The sequence below is a fragment of the Streptomyces sp. GC420 genome (genome assembly GCF_009916105.1).
Taxonomy (GTDB): Bacteria; Actinomycetota; Actinomycetes; order Streptomycetales; family Streptomycetaceae; genus Streptomyces.
Genome location: NZ_JAAAXQ010000011.1, coordinates 19,573 through 44,661, shown reverse-complemented (window position 1 = coordinate 44,661; position 25,089 = coordinate 19,573). Strand labels below are relative to the sequence as shown.

Here is a 25,089-nt window from a genome sequence, read left to right as displayed (position 1 = left end):
GGGCGGGTCCGGGCCCGGCGTGGAGCACGCGGCCCGAGCTGGCACTCGTCTGCCGTCTTTCCATGGGCATCGGGATGTTCGCCATGCTCCTGTTCGTCTGACGGTGCTCGCCCGCCGGTGCTTGTCCGGCGGCGCCGCGCGCTGCCGCCTCCGTGTCCGCACGAAACCGTGGCGTACATCACATGCCGTGCCTCGCCGTACCCGTGGGCGCCGTGGCGCTCATACGCTGAGACCATGATTCTCGCCGTCGCGCTGCTGCTTCTCGGAGCCTTCGCCGCGGTGGCCGCGCCCCGGCTGCTGTCCCGGGGAGACTGGGCCGAGCGCGAACCCGTGGTCGCGCTGTGGGCATGGCAGTGCGCGGTGGCCGCGGTGCTGATGTCCTGCGCGCTGGCCATGGTCTTCAGCGCGGCCACCGCCTGGCAGGTGGTGCGCGGGCATGTCTTCGCCCCGGCGCCGCACGGCGTGGTCGAGGCGTACGCGCTGGGCGCGGGCGGCTCCTGGGCGGGGTGGCTGGCCGCCCTGCTCGCCCTGGGCGGGGTGTGGACGGGCGCCATGCTGACCCGCGAGGTGTGGCGTGCCCACGTGCGGCACCGGCACCGCCGGGCCGAATTGCTGCTCCGGGCCCCGCTGCTGCCCGGCGAGGAGCCCTCCGGGGAGCGGCTCGTGGTGCTCGAGGGCGCCAGGCCCGAGGCCTGGTGGCTGCCCGGGACGGCGCCCCAACTGGTCGTCACCACGGCCGCGCTGCGCAGGCTGAAGGGACGCCAGCTCGACGCCGTGCTGGCCCATGAGCAGGGGCACGCGCGGGCCCGGCACGACTGGCTTCTGCACTGCTCCTCGGCACTGGCCAACGGTTTCCCCCAGGTCCCCGTCTTCGCCGCGTTCCGCGACGAGATGCACCGGCTGGTGGAGCTGGCCGCCGACGACACCGCCTCACGGAGATACGGACGGCTGACCATCGCGCTCGCGCTGGTGGAACTCAACGAGGACCGAGGCGCGTTCGGGCCCTGTCCGACCGCGGAGGCGCAGGTACCCGCGCGGATCCGCCGGCTGCTGGAGCCGGCTCCCCGGTTCAGCGCTGCCCGCCGTCTGCGGCTGACGGCGACGGCGGCCCTGGTGCCCGCCGTCCCCCTGCTGGTGGCGTTCGTCCCCGGTCTGCGCGCCCTGGGGTGACCCCGCGCGGGGGCGTTGTTCGCCCCCAGGGGCGGCGATGGGCGAGGATCGGTGTATGCACGAAGCGCCCCCACGCATCTCCCCGGCCCCGGCGGCCACCCGTGCCCCGACGGTCTGCGGGATGCTCTCGGTCCTCTCGCTCGTCCTCCTGACGCTCGTCGCCACCGCCTGGCGGCCTCTCATCGGCGTGGACCGCGACGTTGCGTACACCACCCACCGCTGGGCGCACGAGTATCCCGCGCTGACACAGGCCAACCGGGTGCTGACCGACTGGGTGTGGGACCCGTGGACCATGCGCGCGCTGCTGGCGGTGACGGTGGTGGTGCTGGTGCGGCGCGGTGCCCGCCGGCTCGCGGTGCTGGTCGCGGTGACGACCGCCGTGGGCAGCCTCGTGCAGCAGGGCCTCAAAGCCGCCGTCGACCGGGCGCGCCCGGTCTGGCCCGACCCGGTGGACTCGGCGCACTACGCGGCGTACCCCTCGGGCCACGCGATGACGGCGACGGTGTGCTTCGGGCTGCTGCTGTGGCTGCTGCGCCGGGAAGGACTCCAGGGAGCGGGCTGGATCTGCGCACTCGCCCTGGCCGCCGTTTCGGTGGTGGGTGTGGGAGTCACCCGGGTCTTCCTCGGTGTCCACTGGTTCTCGGACGTCCTGGCGGGCTGGCTGCTCGGCGCCGCGCTCGTCACGGGCGCCGTCGCGACGTTCGCGCGCGGGCGGCGGCAGGACGCCGCCGGAGGCTGAGCGGGAGGCCCTGACGCCGCCGGGGAAGCCGCCGGGGCCCGAGGCAGGGCACAACCCTTCCCGAAGGACGGGCGAAGCCGCCGGGGAGACCGTGGCGCCCTTGTCGCGCGGCTGGTCGTACGGGGAGCATCGCCGTATGACGATCAAGGGCGTGCTCTTCGACTTCTCCGGGACACTCTTCCGTGTCGAATCCACCGAGGCGTGGCTGCGCGCGGTGCTCGGTCCGCGGGGCTACGACCTTCCGGAGGAGGAACTGCTGCGGTGCGCGCGGGAACTGGACGCGGCCGGGGCGCTGCCCGGCGGTGCCTCGCCGGAGTCCGTCCCGCCCGAGCTGACCGCCCTGTGGGCGGTGCGCGACAAGAGCGCCGAGGAACACCGGGCGGCGTACACGGGGCTCGCGCGTCGGGTTCCGCTGCCGGGTGCCGAGCTCTACGACGCGCTGTACGACCGCCACATGGAGCCCGGGGCTTGGCAGCCCTACCCGGACGCCGCGGAGGTGCTCGCGGGCCTGCGGGAGCGTGGGGTGGGGGTCGCCGTGGTCAGCAACATCGGCTGGGACCTGCGGCCGGTCTTCCGCGCCCACGGCCTCGATCCCCTGGTGGACGCGTACGTGCTGTCGTACGAGCACGGCATCCAGAAGCCCGACGCCCGGCTCTTCGCGACCGCGTGCGAGGCGCTGGGCGAGGAGCCGGGCGATGTCCTGATGGTGGGTGACGACCGCCGCGCGGACGGCGGGGCGGCTGCGCTCGGCTGCGCGGTGCGCCTCGTCGACCATCTGCCGGCCGACCGGCGCCCGGCGGCACTGCGGCCGGTGCTGGACGCGATCCGCTGACCCGGCGCCGGTGGCAGGCCCGCGGTCCGGCCGCCGGGAGGTCCGTGAGCTGCCGGATTCGGACGATCCCCCGCGTCGTCCGAATCCGGCAGGGCGGGCGCACGACGGGTATCCGCCCAGGCCCGCGCGGCCAGCGCTGAGTATATTGGCTGAGAGCCAGTCAACGCAGGAGTTACAGGATGACCCCCCGCAGCGCCTCGGTCAATGAAGAGTTGCGCAGGCGTTCCCGGGAACGCCTGCTGCAGGCCACGGTCGAACTGGTGGGCGAGCATGGGTACGAGGCGACGACGCTGGCGGACATCGCGGACCGGGCGGGCTCGGCCCGGGGACTCGTCTCGTACTACTTCCCGGGCAAGCGGCAGTTGCTGCAGTCGGCGGTGCACCGGCTGATGCACCAGACCCTGCAGGCGGCGGTGGAGCGGGAACCGCGGGTCGAGGAGGGTCCCGAGCGGCTGGCCCGCGCGATCGACGCCATCCTGGGTCTCGCGGTGGACCGCCCGGTGCTGATGCGCACACACATGGCGGGAATCCTGCAGGCGGAGGGGTTCGTGCAGTGTCCCGAGCAGCAGCGGCTGGCGTTTCTGCTGCGCGACACGCTGGAGCGGTTCGGCTCGCGGGACGTGGACACCGACTATCCGCTGCTGCGCGCGGAGCTCATGGGCGCCGTCTTCGCGCTGCTGATCCCGGGGGCGCCGATGCCGCTGACCCGGCTGCGCTTCGAACTGTTCGAGCAGTACGGCCTGGAGTGGGGCCTCGGGGTCCCGCCGGGCGGAGAGCCGCCCGGCGGGACCCGCTCACTGCGGGCCGCGGGTCACCGATGACCGGCCGCGGGCGGCCGGCGACGGACGACCGTTTCCGGTCGGACGGCCACGGAGCCGGTCACAGGTAATCGGGCTGGGTCTGCACGTTGAGCTCGTGCAGCCGCACCCACCTGGCCGGATCGGTCCGCCGGTCACTGATCTTCAGGACGTCGAGTCCCTTGGCGATGTCGTTCGAGTAGATGTAGCCGTTGTAGTAGTACGCCGACCAGGAGCCGGCGACGGTGATGGCGTCCGTGGTCACCGGACCGCGCTCGAAGAAGGCGATCTCCTTCGGCCTTTCCGAGTCGGTGAAGTCCCAGACCGAGACGCCGCCCTGGTACCAGGCCTGGACCATGATGTCGCGGCCCTTGACCGGGACCAGCGAGCCGTTGTGGGCCACGCAGTTCTCGGTGTCCGCCTGGTGGCGGTCGATCTTGTAGTAGCTGCGGAAGACGAGCTTGCGGTGGTCGCCCCGGCCAACGATGTCGTAGATGCCGTCCGCGCCGCGGTTGGGTCCGACCGCCGCGTTGCAGGTGGCGCCGCTGCCACCGCCGAGTTCGTCGGTGAAGACCACCTTGGTGCCGCGCTCGTTGAAGGTCGCCGAGTGCCAGAACGCGAAGTTGACGTTGTCCTGGACCTGGTCGATGACCCGGGGCCGCTCGGGGTTCTCGATGTCGAAGAGGATGCCGTCGCCCATGCAGGCACCCGCGGCCAGTTCGAGCTTGGGGAAGACCGTGATGTCGTGGCAGCCCGTGGTCTTGGAGACGCCCGGGTTCGTCGGCCCGCCGGGGTTGCCCCCGCCGTCGGGGCCCTCACCGGGGAAGAGCACCGGGAAGGCGACGACCGCGGCCTTCTCGGGAGCCCTGCGCGGCACCTTGATGACCGAGATGCCGTCGTGCGGCGGCTGGCAGTCGGGGAAGGTGGTGCTCGGCGAGTACGACGAGACGTAGATGTAGACGTTGCGGCCGTCGGGTACCAGCGTGTGCGTGTGAGAACCGCAGGCCGTCTCGACGGCGGCGACGTACCGCGGGTTCCTCTTGTCGCTGATGTCGAAGATCTTCATGCCCTCCCAGGACGACTTCACGGTCGCGCTCTGCGAGGTGCTGCTGCAGGAGTCGTCACTGCGAGAGGAGTCCGTGGAGAGGAAGAGCAGGTCCCCGGAGACCGTGATGTCGTTCTGCGATCCCGGGCAGAGCACCTGGCTGACGACCTTGGGGGACTTCGGGTCGGCGATGTCGTAGATGGTGAAGCCGTCGTAGTTCCCGCCGAACGCGTAGCGTCCCTGGAAGGCCAGGTCCGAACCCAGGCTCTTCAGCGCGTCCTTGGGGACGTTGGCCACCGGTGTGATGTTGCCGCTGTGGACGATCTCGTCCACTCCGGGTATGTCGCCGCTCTCGACCGCGGCTCTCGCTTCGGCCGCCTCGCTCTTCGAGACGTCCTGCTTCACCGGGGCGTCACCCGGGTCCGGTGTCGCCGCGGCCGGCCCGGCCGTCAGCAGCGCGGCCAAGAGGCCTGCGGCGGCAGCGGCCAGGGTGAGGCGTCTGCGCCGCTCTCGGGGATTGTGCAACGTTGTCACTGCGTCCTCCCTTGTCTCCGTTCGCAGCCGAACGGTTCACGCACCCGGGCAGTATCGTCCCTTGCGTGTACATCTCAACAGATGGCAACAAGCTTGTAATGCGAGTTTTCGATCAACGCTCTGCCCGCTCGACCCGAATGCCTGTCAGGGTGGTCACCAACCGCCCCGTACGTCACAGGAGGCCGCAGTGCTGAAGCGTCATAGGACCGCTCCCGTACGTCAGTTGGCCCTCGCCGCGGCGTCCGCGGCGACCGTGCTCGCGGTGTTCACCCTCAGCGGCTGCGAATCGGGGTCCGGATCCGGCTCGGGTGACACCGGCAGGAAGGACAAGTCGGCCGCGCAGCCGGGGCCTTCGGTCATCGCGCCCGGCAGGCCCGGGGAGGCCGCGGAGACCCTGTCCGCCGAGGACGCCGCGGAGGCCGTCGCCGACGACTCCCCCAACGCCGCCGACTTCGCCTACACACAGATGATGATCACGCACCATCAGCAGGCGCTGACGATGGCCGGGCTCGTCCCGGACCGCGCCGCCTCCGCCAAGGTGAAACGGCTCGCCGAACGCATCGAGGCCGCGCAGCGGCCCGAGATCGAGTCGATGAAGTCGTGGCTCGAGAACAACGGAGGCGAGAAGGCGCACGGCGAACACGAGCACGGGACGATGCCGGGGATGGCGACCGGGAAACAGCTGGACGAGCTGCGTGCCGCCGACGGCGAGAAGTTCGACGCGCTCTTCCTGGAGCTGATGATCGCCCACCACGAGGGCGCGGTCAGCATGGCCGAGGACGTGCTGGCCGACGGGAAGAACCTGCTGGTCCAGGAGATGGCCAACGACGTGATCGCCCAGCAGAGCGCCGAGATCGGCAGGATGCGGGAGATGTCCTGACGCCCGGCGGCCGCCTGCCCGTCCGGGTCCCGGCGGCGCGGGACCGGCTCGCGGCACGCGGCGGCGGCCCCGGCTCGCGGCACGCAGCGGCGGCCCCGGGCGACGGGGGCGCCCGTCGGCCGCTTCCCGGCGCGGTGCCCGGCCGGGGACGGCGGGCGGCAGTGCGCGGTCCGGTCGCTGCCCGGAACGCGAGACGCCTCCCGTCGCCGCCCGCGGCGGGCGGAGGGCGGGCATGAAGCCGTCACGGTGAAGTCCGGGGGCGGTCCCCGCGCCGTACCTCCCCAGGGACGGCTCCCGGTGCGATCCTGGAAGCACCCTGCGGGAAGGAGCCCGCCGTGCTGCGTGTCGCCGTCGTCGGATCAGGACCGAGTGGGTGCTACACCGCCCAGGGGCTGGTCCAGCAGGACCTCGTACCCGATGTGCGGATCGATGTACTGGACCGGCTGCCCTGCCCCTACGGGCTGGTCAGGTATGGCGTCGCACCCGACCACGAGAAGATCAAGTCGCTGCAGGGCAGTCTGCGCGCCGTGCTGGAGCACGAGCGGGTGAGCTTCCTGGGCAACGTGGAGGTGGGCGCGGGCGGGCTCACGCCCGGGCGCCTGCTGGAGCTCTACCACGCGGTGGTCTACTGCGTCGGCGCCTGTACGGACCGGCGGCTGGGCGTGCCGGGCGAGGACCTGCCCGGCAGCCACTCCGCGACCGGCTTCGTCTCCTGGTACAGCGCGCATCCGGACGCGCCGCGCGACGGTTTCCTGCCCACGGCCCGCTCCGCGGTGGTCATCGGTGTGGGCAACGTGGCCGTGGACGTGTCCCGGATCCTGGCCCGCGGCGCCGAGGAGCTGCGGCCCACCGACGTACCGCAGGCGGCCCTGGGAGCGCTCGCGGGCAGCCGGATCGGCGAGGTCCACATGGTGGGCCGGCGCGGTCCCTCCCAGGCGAAGTTCACCACCAAGGAGCTGCGGGAGCTGGCCACGCTCGACAACGCCGATGTCGTGGTGGACCCGGAGGAACTCGCCCTCGACCCCGGCTTCCTGGACCCCTCGTCCCTGCCGTCCGTCAGCCGGCGCAATGTCGAGGTGCTGCGTTCCTGGGCGGAGCGGCCGCCCAGGACCGGCACCCGCCGGACCATCCGGCTGCGCTTCTTCCTGCGGCCGGCGGAACTGCTGGCCGGGCCCGACGGCCGGGTGGCGGCGGTGCGGTTCGAGCGCACCCGGCCGGACGGCCGGGGCGGGGTCACCGGCACGGGCGTCTTCGAGGACATCGAGGCCCAGCTGGTGCTGAGGTCGGTCGGCTACCGCGGGGTCCCGGTGCCCGGACTGCCCTTCGACCCGGAGCGGGGCACCGTGCCGCACGAGGCGGGGCGGGTGCTGCGGGACCGGGCTCCCTCGCCCGGCGAGTACGTCGCGGGGTGGATCAAGCGGGGCCCGACCGGGGTCATCGGCACCAACCGGCCCTGCGCGAAGGAGACGGTGAACTCACTGCTCACGGACGCTCCCGCGCTGCTGCGGAGGAATCCGGAGCCGGATCCGGTGGCGGCGCTGGGCGCGTCCGGCCTGCGACCGGTCCGCTGGCCCGGCTGGCTCTCGATCGAGCGCACGGAGGCGGAACTCGGGCGCTCGCTGGGGCGCGGACCTGTGAAGATCCCCGACTGGGCGGGGCTGCTGGCCGCCGCGGAGGGCTGAACGGGCTGCGGAACGCGGCGGTGACGGTCAGACGTCGGCGCCGCCGCATCCGCCGCCGCTGTCGTCGGAGCCGAAATCGGCGTCGTAGTCGCCGCCCGGTCCGCTCCCGACGCCGTGCGCGGCGGCCAACGCCCCGAGCAGGAGTGTGGCCACGCCGGAGACCAGGATCATGACCATCCACAGGCCGGAGGCGCTGGTGACCCATCCGGCCTCGTACAGGACGACACAGAAAAAGCCACCGGTGAACAGCCCGTACACGAGAGCCACGGCCTCCCCCTCCTCCTCCGGCGCCCGGCCACTCCCCCGGCGCCTGGCCCGTGCGGCGCCCGCGCGACGAGTCTCGACCACGGCCGCGGGCGGCAGGGAGCAGCCTAGCCCTCGCCGTACGACGCGGCATGCCCTGCGCGGCCTCGAGCGGTGACACGCGGCGGCAACACCGCGGAAATCAACAAACTGTTTAGCCGTCTTACGGTCTCGTGCTGTCACCCCCCGCCGACAACAGACCGTGCCTGGAGCGCCCATGACGTCCCCATCAGCGAAGACAGTCCACCCGGTCGACGAGGTCCCGCCTCTCGCCCAGCTCGGCGCGTTCGGTCTGCAGCACGTGCTCGCGATGTACGCGGGCGCGGTGGCCGTGCCGCTGATCGTCGGCGGTGCGATGAAGCTCCCGCCGGCCGACCTCGCGTATCTCATCACCGCCGACCTGCTGCTGTGCGGCATCGCCACGCTCATCCAGTGCATCGGTTTCTGGCGCTTCGGTGTGCGGCTGCCCATCATGCAGGGCTGCACATTCGCGGCGGTCGGCCCGATGGTGCTCATCGGCACGGGCGAGGGCGGCCTGCCTGCCATCTACGGGTCCGTGATCGTCGCGGGGGTCGCGATGATCCTGCTCGCCCCGGTCTTCGGGCGGCTGCTGCGGTTCTTCCCGCCGCTGGTGACCGGCACGGTGATCCTGATCATCGGCCTGTCGCTGCTGCCGGTGGCGGGCAACTGGGCGGCCGGGGGCGTCGGTTCCGCGGACTTCGGGGAGCCGGAGAACCTCGCGCTCGCGGGCTTCGTCCTGCTGGTCGTGCTCGGCGTGCAGCGCTTCGCGCCGCCGTTCCTGAGCCGGATCGCCGTACTGACCGGCATCGTCGTCGGAATGGTCGTCGCCGTGCCCACGGGGTTCACCGACTTCGGCGGGGTCGGTGACGCGGACTGGATCGGTGTCAGCACGCCCTTCCACTTCGGCGCGCCCACCTTCGAGGTGGCCGCGGTCGTCTCCATGCTGATCGTCGCCCTGGTCACGATGACGGAGACCACCGGCGACTTCCTGGCGGTGGGCGAGCTGACGGACCGCAGGGTGGACGCGCGCATGCTGGCGGACGGCCTGCGCGCCGACGGCCTGTCGACGATGCTCGGCGGCGTATTCAACACCTTCCCGTACACGGCGTACGCGCAGAACGTCGGCCTGGTCGGGATGACCCGGGTGCGCAGCCGCTGGGTGGTCGCCTTCGCGGGCGGCATCCTCGTGCTGCTGGGCCTGCTGCCCAAGCTGGGCGCGGTCGTCGCGGCGATCCCGGCCCCCGTGCTGGGCGGAGCGGGCCTGGTCATGTTCGGCACGGTGGCGGCGAGCGGTCTGCGGACGCTGGCCCGGGTCGACTTCAGGGGCAACCACAACCTGACGGTGGTCGCGGTGTCGGTGGCGGTCGGCATGCTGCCGGTGGGCGTGCCGGAGATCTACGCCGAGTTCCCCGACTGGTTCCAGACGGTGATGGACAGCGGGATCAGCGCGGGCTGCATCACCGCCCTCGTCCTCAACCTGCTCTTCAACCACCTGCCCGCGCGGGCGAAGGACGCGGGGACGAGCGCGGCCGTGTCCGGCGCGGAAGACGGCGGTGAGCCGCCGGCCGCCGGGCCGGGCGGACCGGCGGGCGGCGCCGCCGCCGGCACTGCCGGGAAGGCCGGGGGGAAGCGCGTGTGAGGGCGTCGCGGCGCGGACGGGCACCGCTCGGTGGCACCGTCTCCGGCTCTGCTCCCGGGCCCGTTCCCGGCTCCGGCGCGGTGCGGGGGCAATGGCGGCGACACCCCCACTGAACTGGGCGGACACCGTTCACGGGCGCCGTTGTCAGTGGCAGGGTGCAAACTGAGCCCAGTCCGAGACAACGGCGCCTTGGAGGCGGTCAGGCATGACCGACGTACTGCTCACAGTGGGAACACGCAAGGGACTCTTCATCGGCCGCAGGCGCGGCGGTACATGGGAGTTCGACGGCCCGCATTTCAACGCGCAGGCCGTGTACTCGATCGCCATCGACACGCGCCGGGACACCCCACGGCTGCTCGTGGGCGGGGACAGCTCGCACTGGGGTCCCTCGGTGTTCCACTCCGACGACCTGGGCCGGAGCTGGACGGAGCCCAGGCAGCACCCCGTGAAGTTCCCCGAATTCACCGGAGCCTCGCTGGAGCGGGTCTGGCAGCTGCATCCGGCCGGCCCGGCGGCACCTGACGTGGTGTACGCGGGCACGGAGCCGGCCGCCCTGTTCCGGTCGGAGGACGGCGGCCTGACCTTCGAGCTCGTCCGGCCCCTGTGGGAGCACCCGACGCGCTCCCGGTGGGTGCCGGGCGGCGGCGGCGAGGGACTGCACACCGTGGTCACCGACCCGAGGGACCCGCGTGCCGTGACGGTGGCGGTCTCCACCGCCGGGGTCTTCCGCACCCTGGACGGCGGCACGAGCTGGACCCCGTCCAACAGCGGCGTCTCGGCGGTGTTCCTGCCCGACCCGAACCCGGAGTTCGGACAGTGCGTGCACAAGATCGCGCAGGATGCCGGGGATCCCGGCAGGCTGTACCTGCAGAACCACTGGGGTGTGTACCGCAGCGACGACGCCGGTGCCCGATGGACCGACATCGGCCAGGGGCTGCCCTCCACCTTCGGGTTCGCCGTGGCCGCGCATCCGCACCGCCCGGACACCGCCTACGTCTTCCCGATCAACGCGGACGCCGACCGCGTGCCCGCCGGGCACCGCTGCCGGGTCTACCGCACGGCGGACGCCGGGAAGAGCTGGGAGCCGCTGTCCGCCGGGCTCCCCGGGGACGACCACTACGGCACGGTGCTGCGCGACGCGCTCCGCACCGACGACGCCGATCCCGCCGGGGTCTACTTCGGCAACCGCAACGGGGAGGTGTACGCGAGCGCCGACGACGGGGACAGCTGGCGGCAGTTGGCCTCCCACCTGCCGGATGTGCTGTGCGTCCGGGCCGCGGCGATCAGTTGACGGCATCGGTCGTGCGGCCACCCCGCGCACCAGTAGAGTGACGCCCCGTGGCTGCACGACCTTTGAGCGAAATCGTTGAGGCCGGCTGGGCGAAGGCCCTGGAACCGGTGGCCGGACGCATCGCCGCGATGGGCGACTTCCTGCGGGCGGAGATCGCCGCGGGACGCACCTATCTCCCGGCGGGGCCCCATGTGCTGCGGGCCTTCCAGCAGCCCTTCGACGAGGTACGCGTCCTCATCGTGGGCCAGGATCCCTACCCCACGCCGGGACACGCGGTCGGCCTGTCCTTCTCCGTGGCACCGGAGGTCAGACCACTGCCCGGCAGCCTCGAGAACATATTCCGCGAGATGCACGGCGACATCGGTGCGCCCCGGCCCTCCAACGGCGATCTGACTCCGTGGGCCCGGCAGGGCGTGCTACTGCTCAACAGGGCACTCACCACGGCCCCGCGGCGGCCCGCCGCCCACCGGGGCAAGGGCTGGGAGGAGGTCACCGAGCAGGCCATCCGCGCACTGGCCGCGCGGGGCCGCCCGCTGGTGTCCATCCTGTGGGGGCGGGATGCCCGCAATCTGCGCCCGCTGCTCGGCGACCTCCCGGCCATCGAGTCCGCGCACCCCTCCCCGATGTCCGCCGACCGCGGTTTCTTCGGCTCCCGCCCCTTCAGCCGCGCCAACCAACTGCTGACCGCCCAGGGGGCGCAGCCGGTGGACTGGCGGCTGCCGTGACCCCGGCGGCGCTCGGGCCGGGCTCGGGCCGCCGGAGGACACCGGCGTGAGCGGCCGGGCGCCGCAGGAGCGCCACTGGGTCCTCGGTGTCGACTCCGGCGGCTCGGGGCTGCGCGTGGCGCTGGCGGCCGGCCCGGACGCCGGCCCCTGCCAGGGCGGCGCGGTTCCCGCCGTCGGCGCGACCCGCTCGGCCCGGCCCGTGCGTACCGGCCCCGGTGGGATCGACGCGGCGGAGTTCCTGGACCGGCTGCTGCCCGCCGCGAGGGAACTGATGCGGGAGGCCGGGGCCGGGCGGATCGCGGCGATCGCCGTGGGCGCGGCCGGCATGGCGACCCTCGGGGGCGGGCTGCGCAGCGGACTGCCGGGCCCGCTGGCACGTGAACTGGGCGCACGGTGGCTGGCCCTGGCGGCGGACGCCGTGACGGCGTACGCCGGTGCGCTGGGCCCGCGTCCCGGAGTCGTGGTCGCCGCCGGCACCGGGCTGATCGCGCTCGGCACGGACCTGCGCTCGTGGCGGCGCGCCGACGGCTGGGGCCACCTGCTGGGCGACTGCGGAAGCGGGGCCTGGATCGGCAGGGCCGGCCTGGAGGCGGCGCTGCGCGCCCACGACGGCCGGCGGGGCGGGTCCCGCGCACTGCTGGCCCGGACGGAAGCGGTCCTCGGGCCCGCCGCCGAGGTGCCGGGACTGGTCTATCCGCGCTCCGACCGGCCGGCCGTACTGGCCTCCTTCGCGCCCGAGGTGGCCCGCGCCGCGGCCGGCGGCGATACCGTGGCGGACCGGATCCTGCGGGAGGCCGCGGGACACATCGCGGACGCCGCCGCGGCGGCGTGCCCGGACGGGCCGCACGCGCCACGGGCGCCGGACGCGACGGGCGCAACAGGAGCGACGGACGCGACGACGGCACCGGGCACCTTGAACGCAGTGGATTCACCGGGCGCGGCGGACACACCGGGCGATTCCTGCACCAAGGGGCCCGCACCGGGCGGCGGTGCGGCATGGTCCCCCGAAGTCGCCCTCACCGGTGGCCTGTTGAAACTGGGCGACCCGCTCCTCGTACCGCTGCGGGCGGAACTGGCACGGCAACTCCCGCACGCCCGGCTCGTACCGGCGGCCGGAGACCCGCTGCGCGGAGCCGTCGTGATCGCGTCCGCGCTGGCCACAGGCGATGTACGACTGCCGGTCGACGGACGGTTGTTGCACGTCCGCCCGGCCACGGGCACCGGACAGGTGGACTGATCCGGTCACCATTCACGGTATTCAACGGATAAATCGGGACGGATACCGCCGATCTGCGCCCTCCCCGAACAGCGGGGCGCGCAGAACCAGTAGCATGCCAGGCCATGAGCTCCCCCACAGGGCCCTCCAACGGCCTGCCAGTACGAATGCCGCGACCCCGCCAGCCCGGACGCCACCGCCGTCCGGAACCCGTGGTGGCGCCCGAGGGTGCGCCCGCGCTGCTCCTTGCCGTGCCCGGCACTCCCGGACCGGCCACGCGCGCGCTGGCGGAGGAGACCGTGAGCATCGCCCGTTCCGAGCTGCCGGGCCTGGACGCCCGGATCGGCTACCTGGACGGGGACGACGACGAGTACCCCACGCTGCCCGCCGTCCTGGCGCGGACGGCCGCGGACCGCACCGCCCGTTACGAACTGGCGAAGGCCGCGGGCGAGGAGGTGTCCGCGCCCGAGGGGCCGGTCGCCGTCGTGGTACCGCTGCTGGCGGGGCCGGACAGCGCGCTGATGCGCCGCATACGCCAGGCCCTCGTGGACAGCGAGGCCGCGGCGGAGCTGACCGACGTCCTCGGCCCGCACCCGCTGCTCGCCGAGGCCCTGCACGTGCGCCTCTCCGAGGCCGGTCTGGCCCGCGCGGACCGGGCGAGGCTCTTCACCGTGGCCACGGCGGCCGACGGCATCATCCTCGCCACTGTGGGCGGCGAGGAAGCGGTGCAGGCCGCGGGGATCACCGGCATGCTGCTGGCCGCACGTCTGGCGGTGCCGGTGATGGCCGCCGCGCTGGACCAGGAGGGTGCCGTCTCGGACATCGCCGAGCAGTTGCGCGGCTCCGGTTCGGCGCAGCTGGCGCTCGCGCCGTACGCGATCGGCCCGGAGGTCCCGGAGGGGCTGCTGGACGCCGCCGCGAAGGAGGCCGGCTGCGCCTCCGCCGAGACGCTGGGCTCGTACCCGGCGATCGGCAAGCTGGTGCTGTCGAAGTACGCCGCGGTCCTGGGCATCGCCCAGCAGCAGACACCGGGCACCGCGGTGCACTGATCACCGGACACACGCACGGCGCACACGTCAGGGCTCGTTCTCCCAGGCCGGGAACCGGGCCCTGACGCATGTGCGGCCACGGGACCGCGGGCGGGGCAGGGCGGGCGTCAGCCGAAGATCACGCAGGAGGCGGCCGGTGCCGGCAGCGAACCCGCCGGGGCCGGGACGCCGGTCTCCGGGTCGACGTCGAACCAGGTCACGGTGCCGGAGCGCTCATTGGCCGCGTACAGCCGGCGGCCCGTGGGGTCGAGCGTGAGATCCCGGGGCCAGTGGCCGCCGCAGGGCACCGTGGTGACCGGTGCGGCCGACTCGCCCGCTTCGTCCAGAGCCAGGACGGTGATGCTGTCCCGGCCGCGCCCCGCGACCCAGAGGAATCGGCCGTCCCGCGAGACGACGGGCTCGGAGGGGTAGTGGCCGCCCGCCGCCCCGGCTGTGCCGGGCCCCAGAGGTGTCTCGCCGAGCGGTACGAGAGCGCCCTCCTCGGCGTTCCACCGGCAGACGGTGACGACCGGGTCCAGCTCTCCCACGACGTAGGCGTGCCGGCCGGCCGGGTGGAACGCCAGGTGCCGGGGCCCGCTGCCGGGCCTCAGCGCGGCCTCGCGGTGCAGGCGCAGGGTGTCCGCCGCCCTGATCCACACCGAGTCGGTGCCGAGGTCCACGCAGAGCAGCCAGCGCCCGGTGGGGTCGGGCAGCACCTGGTGGGCATGCGGGCCCTGCTGGCGCGCGGCGTCGGGTCCCGAGCCGCGGTGGGCCATGACCCGGGCCGGGCCCGACGGGGTCCCGTCCGCTCCCAGGGCGAGGGCGGTGACGCTGCCGGAGCCGTAGTTGGCGGTCAGCAGCAGATCCCCCGCCACGGTCAGATGGGTCGGCGAGTCCGCTTCGACGGGCACGGGTCCGCCGAGCGGCACGGGCCGTTCACCGCGTACGTCGAACGCGTACACGGCCCCGGATTCCGTCTCGCTGACGGCGTGGAGCACGTGACCGTCCGCCGACAGGGCCAGGAAGGACGGGTCGGGCACGGTCTCGGTGGTGTGCAGGACGGTCAGCGAGCCCGTGCGGGGTTCGACCGTCGCGGTGAGGATGCCGCGGCCGCCCGCCGAGGTGAACGAGCCGATGAACGCGCGTCCGCTGACGGCCACGTGGTACTCCCTCCGCGGGTCCGGACGCCTGGTGCGTGCCGGACGTGATGGGCCGACGGTAGCAGTAGGTCTAGACCATATGGCGGTTCGTCCACTCGTCCACTCGTCCACTCGCCCGACGGCACGGACGGCCGTGGACGGCTCTTGGGCGTCAGACGGTGACGAGGGAGGGGCCTGCGGGGTTCCGCAGGGGGCCGTCGAGTGCCGCGAGCGCCTTCTCCAGGTCGTGCAGATGGGCGAGCGCGGGATGCTCCTCCGAAAGCGGCCGGCCCATGGGCACGAGCGCCTCGGCCTCGACCGCGGCCGGCGCGGGTGCCGGTGCGGACACGGACACGGACACGGGCACGGGCACGGACGCGAGGGCCGGCCGGGCGCTGGGCGTCATCAGGGCGTGCACCGCCGTCTCGACGCGACGGCAGGCGGCGGTCAGCCTGGCGTCGTGCGAGGCGTCCGGGTCGGCGGCCACCGCGGCCAGCGCCCGTACCTGCCGGGCGCAGTCGTCGAGCAGTTCCAGCACCCGGCGTGCACGGGCCTTGCGGGCGTGCAGCGGGTTGAGGGGGTGCACGAGCGGCGCGACCGACATCCGCACGCGCCCCAGCAGCACTTCCAGTTCGGCGGCCGGCGGCGCGGGATCGGCGTCCTCGTCCCCGGCGAGTCTCCGGGCGGCCTCGGAGGTGCAGCGGTGCACGCACTGCAGTGCCCGCTGGATCCAGGCGTCCGTGGCCGCGTGGGTGGTGACCGGGAGGACGACGGCCACGGCGAGAGCGGCGCCGGCGGCTCCGACGACGGTCTCGGTCAGGCGCAGGGCGAGCAGACCGGGGTGCAGGACGCCGAGCAGGCCGTAGAGGAGTCCGGCCATGACGGTCACGAAGAACGTCATCCAACTGTAGGAGAGGGCCGCCGTGTAGAAGATCCCGAAGACGCACACCGCGACCAGGGCGGCCGTGGGGCCCGGGGCCCCGTCCAGCGGGACGGCGACCAGCATTCCCGCCGCGATCCCGAGGACCGTACCGACGATCCTGCGGAAGCCGCGCACCAGCGTCTCGCCGCGCGAGGCGGTGTTGACGAAGATCCACCAAGTGGTGCCGACGGCCCAGTACCAGCGCTCGTCGGAGACGGTCTGGCCCAGTGCCAGCGCGAAGGCGCAGGCCGCCGTCGCCTGCACGGCCTGCCGGGTGGTGGGCCTGGCCGGCCCGGTGCCGGGCGGCGGCACCGGTGCGGCCGGGGGCGGGGTACGGCGCTCGACGCACCAGGGTCCGAAGCGGACGCCGCCCGCCGCGAGGAGGGCGAGCGCGACGGCCGCGCAGAGCACGGGCAGTTGCGCGGGAACGGCGTGCAGGAACTGCGTGACGAAGAACATCATGAAGGCGAAGATGCCGAGCGCGTTGCCGCGCGGACCCCAGCGCCTGGCGTACACGCCGCCGAGGACGACGAGCAGCCAGGCGGTGTCACGCAGCAGCGGGCTGCCGTGCAGGACGGTGGCCAGCGCGAGCACGGGAAGGCCGACGACGGGGAGCAGCAGTGTGGTCAGTGCCTGGCCCCGGACGGTCGGGTCGGCGACGGTGAAGAGCGCGAGCAGCGCGGCGAGCCCACCGGTGACGGAGGCGGGCAGCGGCAGTCCCGCGGCCTGCGCGGCGGTCACGGCGAGGCCGACCCCGGCGACGGCGCGCAGCGACACGCGCAGCCGGACGAGACCCGGGTCGGGTGCGGAGAACATCCTCTTCAACGGCGACCGGCCCCCCTCGGGCACGCACGGCCCGGGTGCGGTCGCGTGCGCCGCCCACCTGGGCATGGGAAAGGCGCCACGCTCCGGTGCGGCTTCGTCGCCGTCCAGCGCTGCGCAGCGCCATCGATGGGTACAGGAAAGCACTGCGGGGGTCAGTGGCTCAACAGCACAGGTTCTCACTGGGCCAATGGCCCAGCGTGCCGCGTCAAGGGCGGGCCGCCCCGCGGCCAACGGACCAGTGGGAGCGGGCGGGCCGCCCTCGCCGCCGGCGTTCCGGCCCGCCAGACGACCCGGCCCGCCCGGCGTTCCGGCCCGCCAGACGACCCGGCCATCGGTACAGTCGTAGTCCCGCGCCGGTGCCAGGAGGAGGGCGGTGGACGATGGCGGTGGACCGGTTGGACACCCGGATCCTGCGGCTGCTGCTGGAACGGCCGCGCACCAGCGTCCGGGAGTACGCCCGTCTGCTGGGCGTCGCGCGCGGCACGGTCCAGGCGCGCCTCGACCGCATGGAGCGGGACGGCGTCATCACGGGCACCGGGCCCTTCCTGTCGCCCGCCGCGCTGGGGCATCCGGTGCTGGCCTTCGTCCACATCGAGGTGACGCAGGGGCATCTCGACGAGGTGGGCGAGGCGCTGTCGGCCGTACCGGAGATCGTGGAGGCGTTCTCGATCACCGGGGGCGGTGATCTGCTGACCCGGGTGGTGGCGCGCGACAACGAGCACCTGGAGGACGTGATCCAGCAGTTGATCAACCTGCCGGGTGTGGTGCGCACCCGGACAGAGGTGGCGCTGCGCGAGCGGGTGCCCCACCGACTGCTGCCGCTGGTGGAGTCGGTCGGGCGCGAGGCGGCCCGGCGCGGGTGACCGCAGCGTTGACGCGGGCGGCGCGGCGCGGGTGACCGGTCGCCGCCGGCTCCGGGGAATCCCGGGTGCGGCATGCCGGAGCGCGTCGGCGGCGCACCGACACCGCACGGCGGTCCCGCGATCAGGACATGCCCCCACCGGCGGGCGGACCGATGGGCTCGCACGCCGGTCTCCTCCTCGGGGCAGGGCGAGTTCGAGGTGTCCGCCGCGTACGGGTGGGTCGGCGTTCCCCGGCTTCGCCGAACCTCTCAGGCCCTGTTGACCTCGGCCACAGCCCGGAGCGGCGCACAACGGCGCACATATGACCGGAGTGTGGTGTTCGATAGATTACTCACGCCTCGTCCGATTCATTAAGCGCTGCTCCGTTCGAGTCAATTGAGCGTCCTGACTCTGGAGTGGCGCGGCAAGTCGTGGGTCCATCAGTGGTATCGGCCCGTTGGTCCCCACTGCCTCTGCCGACGGAGAGCAGTGCGGCGAGGAGCCCTGCCTCTTCGTCAAGCCCCGGTCCCAGTCTCATCCCGGTCTCGGCGGAAGCGGCCGCGCCGTACGGGCGGTCCTCCCCGGAGGCACCACCGGACCTGACGGGTGACCAGCGGAACGCACACCACGGACGAGAGGGCGCATCGTGGCTTTTCCCACCATCACCAGGGTTGTCTCATCCCCCATCCAGACCGTCTTCGGTCAGCCGGTCACCATCATCGCAACGGTCACCTCCGTGATCCCGGGCCTGGGCACCCCCACCGGCACCGTGACCTTCACCATCGCCGGCGGCGGAGGCGGCACGTACACGGTGCCGCTCGACGCGAGCGGCAGGGCCACGGTCACCACCTCCACGCTCAGCACGGCGACCCACACGGTCACCGCGACGTACAACGGCTCCGCGCAGTTCGCGCGCTCCACCGGCAGCTACCGGCACGCCGTGGTCCCGGCGGCGACCAGCACCACGGTCACCTCGTCGCCGGATCCCTCCGTTCCCGGGCAGCCGGTCACCTTCACCGCCACCGTGACGGCCGTGCCGCCCGGCGCGGGGACACCGACCGGCACGGTCGTCTTCGTCGTCGACTCCCTCGGTGACTTCCCCGCGCGGCTGGACGCGAGCGGCAAGGCCACCTTCACCACGAACTCCCTCCCGCCCGGTGACCAACTCGTCATCGCCATCTACAAGGGAGACGTCAACTTCCTCCCGTCGACCGGTTCCACCAGCCAGCACGTGCTGCCGTCGAAGAAGGCGACCACCACCACCGTCGCTTCGTCGCCCGACCCGTCGAACCTGGGCGAGACGGTGACACTGACCGCCTTCGTCGCCGCCGCGCCGCCCTACACGGAAATCCCCACCGGCACGGTCACCTTCGTCGTGGACGGTCCGGGCGGCGGCACATTCACCGCTCCGCTGGACACCTCGGGAGTCGCCACCGTCGACATCGGCACCCTCGGTCAGGGCACACATACGATCACGGCGACCTACAGCGGCGACACCCAGTTCGCGCCCTCCTCGGGCACCACCACGCAAACCGTCCTCGGGGCGGCCACGAGCACTACGGTCACCATCTCTCCCGCCGCTCCCGTCTTCGGCGAACCCGTCACCTTCACCGCCACCGTGGTGCCCCAGGGACCGGGCCCGGTGCCGACGGGTACCGTCACGTTCGAGATCAGCGGCCCCGACGGCGTGACGACACAGACCGTCTCGCTGGACGGAAGCGGTACGGCCTCCTTCACGATCGACTCCCTCTCGGTGGGCAGTCACGTGGTGTCCGTCACCTACAACGGGGACGCCCAGTACGCGGGTTCCACCACCACGGCCGAGGTGACCGTCGGCCGTGCGTCGACGACCACCACGGTCACCGCCTCGCCACCCTCGTCGGTGTTCGGCCAGGAGGTGGCCTTCACCGCGACGGCCGTTCCGGCGCCTCCGAGTGCCGGAACGCCCACCGGGACGGTCACGTTCTTCCTCGACGGGGCCGAGATCGGTGTCCTCCCCCTGGAGAGCGACGGCACCGCCACGCTCACGCTGTCCGATCTGCCCGTCGGGACGAGCACCGTCACCGCCGTCTACAGCGGGGACGCCGACTTCACCGGCTCCTCCGGCGACGTCACCCACACCGTCGGCCAGGCGCTGACCACCACCACGGTCACCTCCTCGCCGGACCCGAGCACCTACGGCCAGGAGGTCCTCTTCACCGCGCTCGTCACTCCCGTTCCGCCCGGGGCCGGCACCCCCACCGGCACCGTCACCTTCACCATCGACGGCTCGATCGTCCTCACCGGATCCGTCGACGCCTCGGGAACGGCCACAGCCGCCACCAGCGCTCTGCCGGCCGGTACGCACACGGTCGTCGCCGCCTACGGGGGCGACACCGGCTTCGCTCCCTCGGACGGCTCGGACACACACACCGTCAGCGCTCTGGCCACGACCGTCACCGTGACCTCCACGCCCGACCCCTCGGTCTTCGGACAGCCCGTCGCCTTCACCGCCGTGGTGGCCCCGTCGGCACCCGGCGGCGGGGTTCCTACGGGCACGGTGACCTTCACCGTCGACGGCGAACCCCCCGTCACGGTGGCCCTGGACGAGAACGGCGTTGCCACCATCAGCAGCAGCACGCTGGCGGCGGGCACTCATCCGGTCCAGGCGGCCTACAGCGGCGACCCGAATCACCTGCCCGCCACGGGCACGGACACGCACACCGTGGATCCCGCAGCCAGCACCACGACGGTCATCACCTCCCCCGACCCGTCCGTCTTCGGGCAGCCCGTCACCTTCACCGCGACCGTCACGCCTATCGCCCCTGGCGCCGGGACGCCGACCGGCACCGTCACCTTCAGGGACAGCGCGGGAAGCAGCGTCACCGTGCCGCTCGACGGGTCGGGCACCGCCACCTTCACGACCGCCGGGCTGCCGGTCGGCACCTACGAGATCACCGCCGAATACAACGGCGACGGCAACTTCCTCCCCTCATCGGGCAGCGACACCCACATCGTCGAACCCTCCGCCACCACCACGACGCTCACCTCCTCCCCCAACCCCTCCGTCTACGGAGAGCCGGTCAGCTTCACCGCCACCGTCGCCCCCGTCCCACCGGGCGCAGGCACACCCGGCGGCCAGGTCACGTTCACCATCGACGGCACCATCGTCCTGACCGGAACACTCGCCGCAGGCAGTGCCACCGTCACCATCAGCGACCTCACCGCCGGGGACCACACCGTGGTCGCCACCTACGTCGGAGCGGGCGACCCCAGCTTCACCAGTTCCACCAGCGCGCCCCTCACCCAGACCGTCGTCCTCGCATCGACCATCACCTCGGTCAGCAGCAGTCCCGATCCTTCCGTGTTCGGCCAGCCGGTCCTCTTCACCGCGACCGTGGCGCCCGTGGCCCCGGGAGCCGGGACCCCCACCGGCACCGTCACCTTCACCATCGACGGAGACGTCGTACCCGTCCTCCTCGACGAGAACGGCACCGCCACCCTCACCCGAGCCACCCTGCCAGCCGGCACCTACTCGGTCACCGCCGACTACGGCGGCGACACCAACTTCACCGCCTCCACCGGCACCGACACCCACACCGTGGTCCAGGCGGCGACGCTCACCACCGTCACCAGCAGCCCCGACCCCTCCGTGCGCGGAGAGACGGTCACCCTCACCGCGACCGTCGCGGCCGTGTCACCGGGCGCCGGTACACCCACAGGAACCGTCACCTTCACCATCAGCGGCGGCCCCACCATCCCGGTCGCACTGAACGCCGACGGTGTGGCGACGGTGGACATCAGTACGCTGACGGCCGGGACGTACTCCATCACCGCCGCGTACGGCGGAGACAGCAACTTCACCGCCTCCACCGGCACGGACACCCACACCGTCAACCCGGCGCCGACCACCACCACGGTGATCTCGAGCCCCGATCCGTCCGTCGTCGGGGAGACAGTCACCTTCACCGCCACCGTGACACCGGACGTCCCGGGGCCCGGCACCCCCACCGGCACCGTCACCTTCGTCATCGACGGCACTGTCACACTCACCGCGCCCATTACGGGCGGTTCGGCCTCCGTCACCTACAGCGGATTGAACATCGGACCCCACACGGTGACGGCCTCCTACGGCGGCGACGCCGACTTCGCCCCGTCCAGCGGCGCGGACACGCACACCGTCACCGGGGCGAGCACCATCACGACGGTCGTCTCGTCGCCCGACCCGTCCCAGCCTGGTCGACTGGTTACCTTCACGGCGACGGTGGTGGCCGCCCCACCGGGAACGGGCACCCCCACCGGCACCGTCACGTTCGTCATCGGAGGCGGTGGCGGCGGTACCTTCACCGCGGCCCTGGTGGGCGGTGTCGCCGTCACCACCAACCGGGGACTGACCATCGGCCCGCACGCCGTCACCGCCACGTACAACGGCAACGGACAGTTCGCGCCGTCAACCGGAACGGACACCCACACCGTGGCTGTCTGACCGCCCCGGGCACACCGGCACAGCAGTGCACCGCCCCCGTCGCGGACACCCGCGGCAGGGGCGGTGCGCCGTGGCGGCACACCACCCGGACCGGGTCCTGCGGGACGGCGCCCGCCCCTAGGAAGGCCGCGGCACCGCCGCGACGGCGGGCAGGGCGAACCAGTCCGGCAGCGCCCGTCGCAGCCGCTCCGGCCCCTCCACCGCCAAGGCCCCGGTGCGCAAGGCCTCGGACCAGCCCAGATCCCCCCGCCAGATCCGGACCATGGGACGCAGAGCCGCCGAGACCGTGACCGACACGTCGTAGCCGGGATCCATGTCGCAGACGTCGGCCTGGGCCGTCTTGATCACCAGCCACCACTCGCGCGAGCCGACGGGCACGTCCGAGAACAGGAAACGGACCACCGTACGCCCGGTGGGGACGGCGTCGTGGTCGACGTGGCGGTCATGTCCCACAGCAGCAGACTCGGGTCGAGGTCCTCGTCCCCGAGTTCCCCGACCCACCGCACACCCCAGGTGCCGAGCGCCTCGACCACCGGCCTGAGTTCCCGGCCCGCGGCGGTCAGGACATAGCGCACCTGCCGCCCGTCGGAGCGCCGCTCGACGATTCCGGCGCGCACCAGCTGCTGCAGCCGCCTGGACAGCAGCGTGGGTGACATCCTGGGCACGCCGCGCCGCAGGTCGTTGAAGTGCTCGGTGCCTTCCAGCAGTTCCCGCACGACGAGCAGTGTCCAGCGCTCGTCGAGCAGCTCCATCGCCTTGGCGACGGGGCAGAACTGGTAGTACGAGGACCCCATGCGTGCAGGCTTGATCCCCCCGCCGAGGCCCGGCCACTTCCCGGCACGTTTCTACGGAGCGCGGCCACCGCCGCCGGTACAGATCTCGTACGAGGACCGCCCCGGGCGCCTTCCTAGCCTCGGTACCAAGGCAAGGGTTCGAGGAGATTCTTCGAGGAGATTCCAGGAGAACGGGAGCTGTCATGACCGAGATTACCGACACCGTCGAGGCCGACCGCGCAGTCAAGACGAAGCACCGCAGGATGTGGGCGCTGGGCGACTATCCGGCCGTCGCCACCCAGATCATCCCGGAGCTGGGCCGGGAGCTGGCCAGGGCCTGCGGCGTGCGGAGCGGCCAACGGGTGCGGGACGTCGCCGCCGGGTCGGGCAACGCCGCGATCCCCGCGGCTCTGGCGGGCGCGAGCGTCGTCGCCTGCGACCTCACGCCGGAACTGCTGGAGGCCGGGCGCCGGCTCGCTGCCGGGCAGGGCGCCGAGCTGGAATGGCGTGAGGGCGATGCGGAGGCGCTGCCGTTCGCGGACGGTGACTTCGACACCGTGATGTCCTGCGTGGGAATCATGTTCGCCCCGCGTCATGAGGCCGGCGCCCGTGAGCTGGTCCGTGTGTGCCGTCCCGGGGGCACGATCGGCCTGATCAACTGGACTCCTGAGGGTTTCATCGGCCAGATGTTCGCCGTGGTGAAACCCTACGCACCCGCGCCGCCGCCCGGGGCCCAGCCCCCGCCGCTGTGGGGCCGGGAGGAGCACGTCCGCGGTCTGCTCGGCGAGCGGGTGACCGATTTCGAGGCCCGGCGGCGGACCGTACGGATCGACCGCTTCGGGAAGCCGGAGGAGTTCCGGGAGTACTTCAAGTCCTGCTACGGCCCGACCATCGCCGTCTACCGGAACATCGCGGACGACCCGGCCCGGGTCGCGGAACTGGACGTCGGCCTCGACGACCTCGCCCGCCGGCACGCCGAAGGGCGGGACGGTTTCAGTATGGAGTGGGAGTACCTCGTGGTGACGGCCCGCAAGCGCGGCTGAGGACCGCCGGGGCCGGCAGGGCGGCCGGGACGGCCGGCCGGGGAAGCCGAGCCGCCCGCACCGTGCGGTGGCCGTCCCCCTCGGCATCTGCCGGCCTCGGTGCCCTCATCTTCACGGACGTCATGGCTCGCCTGCGCGTCCCCGACGGCGTGGTCGTCCGCGCACCAGGCCGGACCTGGTCCTGGCCGACAAGGCCAACTCGTCCCGTACGATCCCGCCCACCTGCGCAAACGTGGCATCCTGGTGGTCATCCCCCTCCCGGCGGACCAGCAGAGGCACCGCCTGCGACGGGGCAGCCAGGCGGCAGGACCCCGACTTCTCCGCGATTCGCCGCACAACGCCTTCCGTGTCGTCGTCCACGACCTGACCGGCAGACAGATCGGGGTTGAGGTGGCACTCCGTCAGCTGGCTCATGCAGGCCTTCTGGCCCACCTCTACTGCCGCGTAGCCCCTCCAGGAACGGCCCGTCCAGGGAACGCGCAAGCCTCCCCCAAGGCCATCGCCGGTCCGGACGGCGTCTCATTCGGTGCGGCCGGAAGTCGCTCCTGCAGTGACGGCGGACAAAGCCCTACCCGAGGAACGACAACCGCACCTGACGGTCGCGATTCGAGACGTTCGTGTCCACCAGGCACACGGACTGCCAGGTGCCGAGTCCCAGGCGGCCGCCGATCACCGGGAGCGTGGCGTGCGGGGGCACGAGCGCCGGGAGGACGTGGTCGCGGCCGTGGCCGGGGCTGCCGTGGCGGTGCTGCCAGCGGTCGTCCGCGGGAAGCAGGGTGTGCAGGGTCGCGAGAAGGTCGTCGTCGCTGCCGGCTCCGGTCTCGATGACGGCGATACCGGCGGTCGCGTGCGGGACGAAGATGTTCAGCAGCCCGTCCCGGCCGCAGGCCACCTCCTGGAGGAAGGCGGCACAGTCGCGGGTCAGATCGGTCACCGTCTCGGAGCGGCCGGTGCTGACGTTCAGGACGCGGGTGGTGAAGGCATCGGGCATGGCCCCATCCTCGCGCACTCCGCGCACGGCGTCCGGAACGCCGCCCGGCCCGGCACATCCGGCCCGGCACATCCGGCCCGGCACCTCCGGCCCGGCACCTCCGGCGCACAGCGGCGTACGGCACCGTCCGGCGGCACGGCGGCGTCCGGCGGGGAAGATCCCGCGCCCCGGCACAGTTGGTAGAAGC

General features: G+C 72.9%; 21 protein-coding genes and 1 pseudogene. 15 read left to right on the top strand and 7 right to left on the bottom strand.

Going from position 1 to position 25,089, the window contains the following annotated elements; genetic code table 11:
- From GUY61_RS39630 to GUY61_RS02825, 5 genes and pseudogenes are all read left to right on the top strand, one after another.
- Positions 1-101 (top strand): annotated as a pseudogene (locus GUY61_RS39630) (DUF5134 domain-containing protein); the annotation flags it as partial.
- A gap of 133 nt (positions 102-234) precedes the next feature.
- Positions 235-1,170, top strand: a complete 936-nt coding sequence (locus tag GUY61_RS02840) for a M56 family metallopeptidase (RefSeq protein WP_166628424.1) — start codon at positions 235-237, stop codon at positions 1,168-1,170.
- Positions 1,171-1,225: 55 nt separating this feature from the next.
- A complete protein-coding gene (locus GUY61_RS02835) occupies positions 1,226-1,909 on the top strand; it encodes a phosphatase PAP2 family protein (RefSeq protein WP_166628423.1) in 684 nt (227 codons plus the stop codon).
- 136 nt (positions 1,910-2,045) lie between these two features.
- Entirely contained in the window at positions 2,046-2,741 is a 696-nt protein-coding gene (locus GUY61_RS02830; RefSeq protein ID WP_166628422.1) for an HAD family hydrolase, read from the top strand.
- Positions 2,742-2,920: 179 nt separating this feature from the next.
- Complete coding sequence (locus GUY61_RS02825) at positions 2,921-3,562, top strand: TetR/AcrR family transcriptional regulator (RefSeq protein ID WP_166628421.1); 642 nt, start codon at positions 2,921-2,923, stop codon at positions 3,560-3,562.
- A gap of 58 nt (positions 3,563-3,620) precedes the next feature.
- Here GUY61_RS02825 and GUY61_RS02820 read toward each other — a convergent pair whose 3' ends face one another.
- Positions 3,621-5,117, bottom strand: a complete 1,497-nt coding sequence (locus GUY61_RS02820) for an LVIVD repeat-containing protein (RefSeq protein WP_166628420.1) — start codon at positions 5,115-5,117, stop codon at positions 3,621-3,623.
- A gap of 187 nt (positions 5,118-5,304) precedes the next feature.
- On the opposite strand from GUY61_RS02820, the gene GUY61_RS02815 reads away from it, so the two are divergent.
- Both GUY61_RS02815 and GUY61_RS02810 read left to right on the top strand, forming a co-directional pair.
- Positions 5,305-5,997: a DUF305 domain-containing protein gene (locus GUY61_RS02815; protein ID WP_166628419.1), complete on the top strand. Its 693-nt coding sequence runs from the start codon at positions 5,305-5,307 to the stop codon at positions 5,995-5,997.
- A 335-nt stretch (positions 5,998-6,332) separates the two neighbouring features.
- Positions 6,333-7,679 carry an FAD-dependent oxidoreductase gene (locus tag GUY61_RS02810; protein WP_166628418.1) on the top strand — a complete coding sequence of 449 codons (1,347 nt, stop codon included), beginning with the start codon at positions 6,333-6,335 and terminating at the stop codon, positions 7,677-7,679.
- 27 nt (positions 7,680-7,706) lie between these two features.
- Here GUY61_RS02810 and GUY61_RS02805 read toward each other — a convergent pair whose 3' ends face one another.
- Positions 7,707-7,946 (bottom strand): hypothetical protein, encoded by a 240-nt coding sequence (locus GUY61_RS02805; RefSeq protein WP_166628417.1) that lies wholly within the window; start codon positions 7,944-7,946, stop codon positions 7,707-7,709.
- A 253-nt stretch (positions 7,947-8,199) separates the two neighbouring features.
- Between GUY61_RS02805 and GUY61_RS02800 the strand changes: the two genes are divergently transcribed.
- The 5 genes from GUY61_RS02800 to GUY61_RS02780 all read left to right on the top strand — a co-directional run bounded on the left by GUY61_RS02800 (position 8,200) and on the right by GUY61_RS02780 (position 13,923).
- Entirely contained in the window at positions 8,200-9,642 is a 1,443-nt protein-coding gene (locus GUY61_RS02800; RefSeq protein WP_166628416.1) for a nucleobase:cation symporter-2 family protein, read from the top strand.
- 205 nt (positions 9,643-9,847) lie between these two features.
- The gene (locus GUY61_RS02795; RefSeq protein ID WP_166628415.1) at positions 9,848-10,933 is read left to right on the top strand and encodes a sialidase family protein; all 1,086 of its coding nucleotides are present in this window, start codon (positions 9,848-9,850) and stop codon (positions 10,931-10,933) included.
- A 47-nt stretch (positions 10,934-10,980) separates the two neighbouring features.
- A complete protein-coding gene (locus GUY61_RS02790) occupies positions 10,981-11,658 on the top strand; it encodes a uracil-DNA glycosylase (protein ID WP_166628414.1) in 678 nt (225 codons plus the stop codon).
- A gap of 46 nt (positions 11,659-11,704) precedes the next feature.
- Positions 11,705-12,895, top strand: a complete 1,191-nt coding sequence (locus GUY61_RS02785; RefSeq protein WP_166628413.1) for a BadF/BadG/BcrA/BcrD ATPase family protein — start codon at positions 11,705-11,707, stop codon at positions 12,893-12,895.
- 104 nt (positions 12,896-12,999) lie between these two features.
- Positions 13,000-13,923, top strand: coding sequence for a sirohydrochlorin chelatase (locus tag GUY61_RS02780; RefSeq protein WP_166628412.1), 924 nt, complete (start codon positions 13,000-13,002; stop codon positions 13,921-13,923).
- A gap of 107 nt (positions 13,924-14,030) precedes the next feature.
- Here GUY61_RS02780 and GUY61_RS02775 read toward each other — a convergent pair whose 3' ends face one another.
- Together GUY61_RS02775 and GUY61_RS02770 are read right to left on the bottom strand one after the other, a co-directional pair.
- Positions 14,031-15,062, bottom strand: coding sequence for a lactonase family protein (locus tag GUY61_RS02775; protein WP_166628411.1), 1,032 nt, complete (start codon positions 15,060-15,062; stop codon positions 14,031-14,033).
- 151 nt (positions 15,063-15,213) lie between these two features.
- Positions 15,214-16,779, bottom strand: coding sequence for an FUSC family protein (locus GUY61_RS02770; RefSeq protein WP_166628410.1), 1,566 nt, complete (start codon positions 16,777-16,779; stop codon positions 15,214-15,216).
- Positions 16,780-17,168: 389 nt separating this feature from the next.
- Between GUY61_RS02770 and GUY61_RS02765 the strand changes: the two genes are divergently transcribed.
- Positions 17,169-17,651, top strand: a complete 483-nt coding sequence (locus GUY61_RS02765; protein ID WP_166628409.1) for an Lrp/AsnC family transcriptional regulator — start codon at positions 17,169-17,171, stop codon at positions 17,649-17,651.
- Positions 17,652-18,276: 625 nt separating this feature from the next.
- The gene (locus tag GUY61_RS39625) at positions 18,277-22,095 is read left to right on the top strand and encodes an Ig-like domain-containing protein (protein ID WP_313896475.1); all 3,819 of its coding nucleotides are present in this window, start codon (positions 18,277-18,279) and stop codon (positions 22,093-22,095) included.
- 117 nt (positions 22,096-22,212) lie between these two features.
- Here the strand turns inward: GUY61_RS39625 and GUY61_RS39015 are convergent, their stop codons facing one another.
- Positions 22,213-22,473 (bottom strand): SCP2 sterol-binding domain-containing protein, encoded by a 261-nt coding sequence (locus GUY61_RS39015; protein WP_208105478.1) that lies wholly within the window; start codon positions 22,471-22,473, stop codon positions 22,213-22,215.
- A complete protein-coding gene (locus tag GUY61_RS02745) occupies positions 22,440-22,889 on the bottom strand; it encodes a helix-turn-helix domain-containing protein (protein WP_208105477.1) in 450 nt (149 codons plus the stop codon). Before GUY61_RS02745 ends, GUY61_RS39015 begins: the two co-directional genes overlap by 34 nt.
- Before the next feature lie 182 nt (positions 22,890-23,071).
- On the opposite strand from GUY61_RS02745, the gene GUY61_RS02740 reads away from it, so the two are divergent.
- Complete coding sequence (locus GUY61_RS02740) at positions 23,072-23,911, top strand: class I SAM-dependent methyltransferase (RefSeq protein ID WP_166628408.1); 840 nt, start codon at positions 23,072-23,074, stop codon at positions 23,909-23,911.
- Positions 23,912-24,479: 568 nt separating this feature from the next.
- Here the strand turns inward: GUY61_RS02740 and GUY61_RS02735 are convergent.
- Positions 24,480-24,902, bottom strand: a complete 423-nt coding sequence (locus GUY61_RS02735; RefSeq protein WP_166628407.1) for a secondary thiamine-phosphate synthase enzyme YjbQ — start codon at positions 24,900-24,902, stop codon at positions 24,480-24,482.
- Positions 24,903-25,089: the final 187 nt, after the last annotated feature.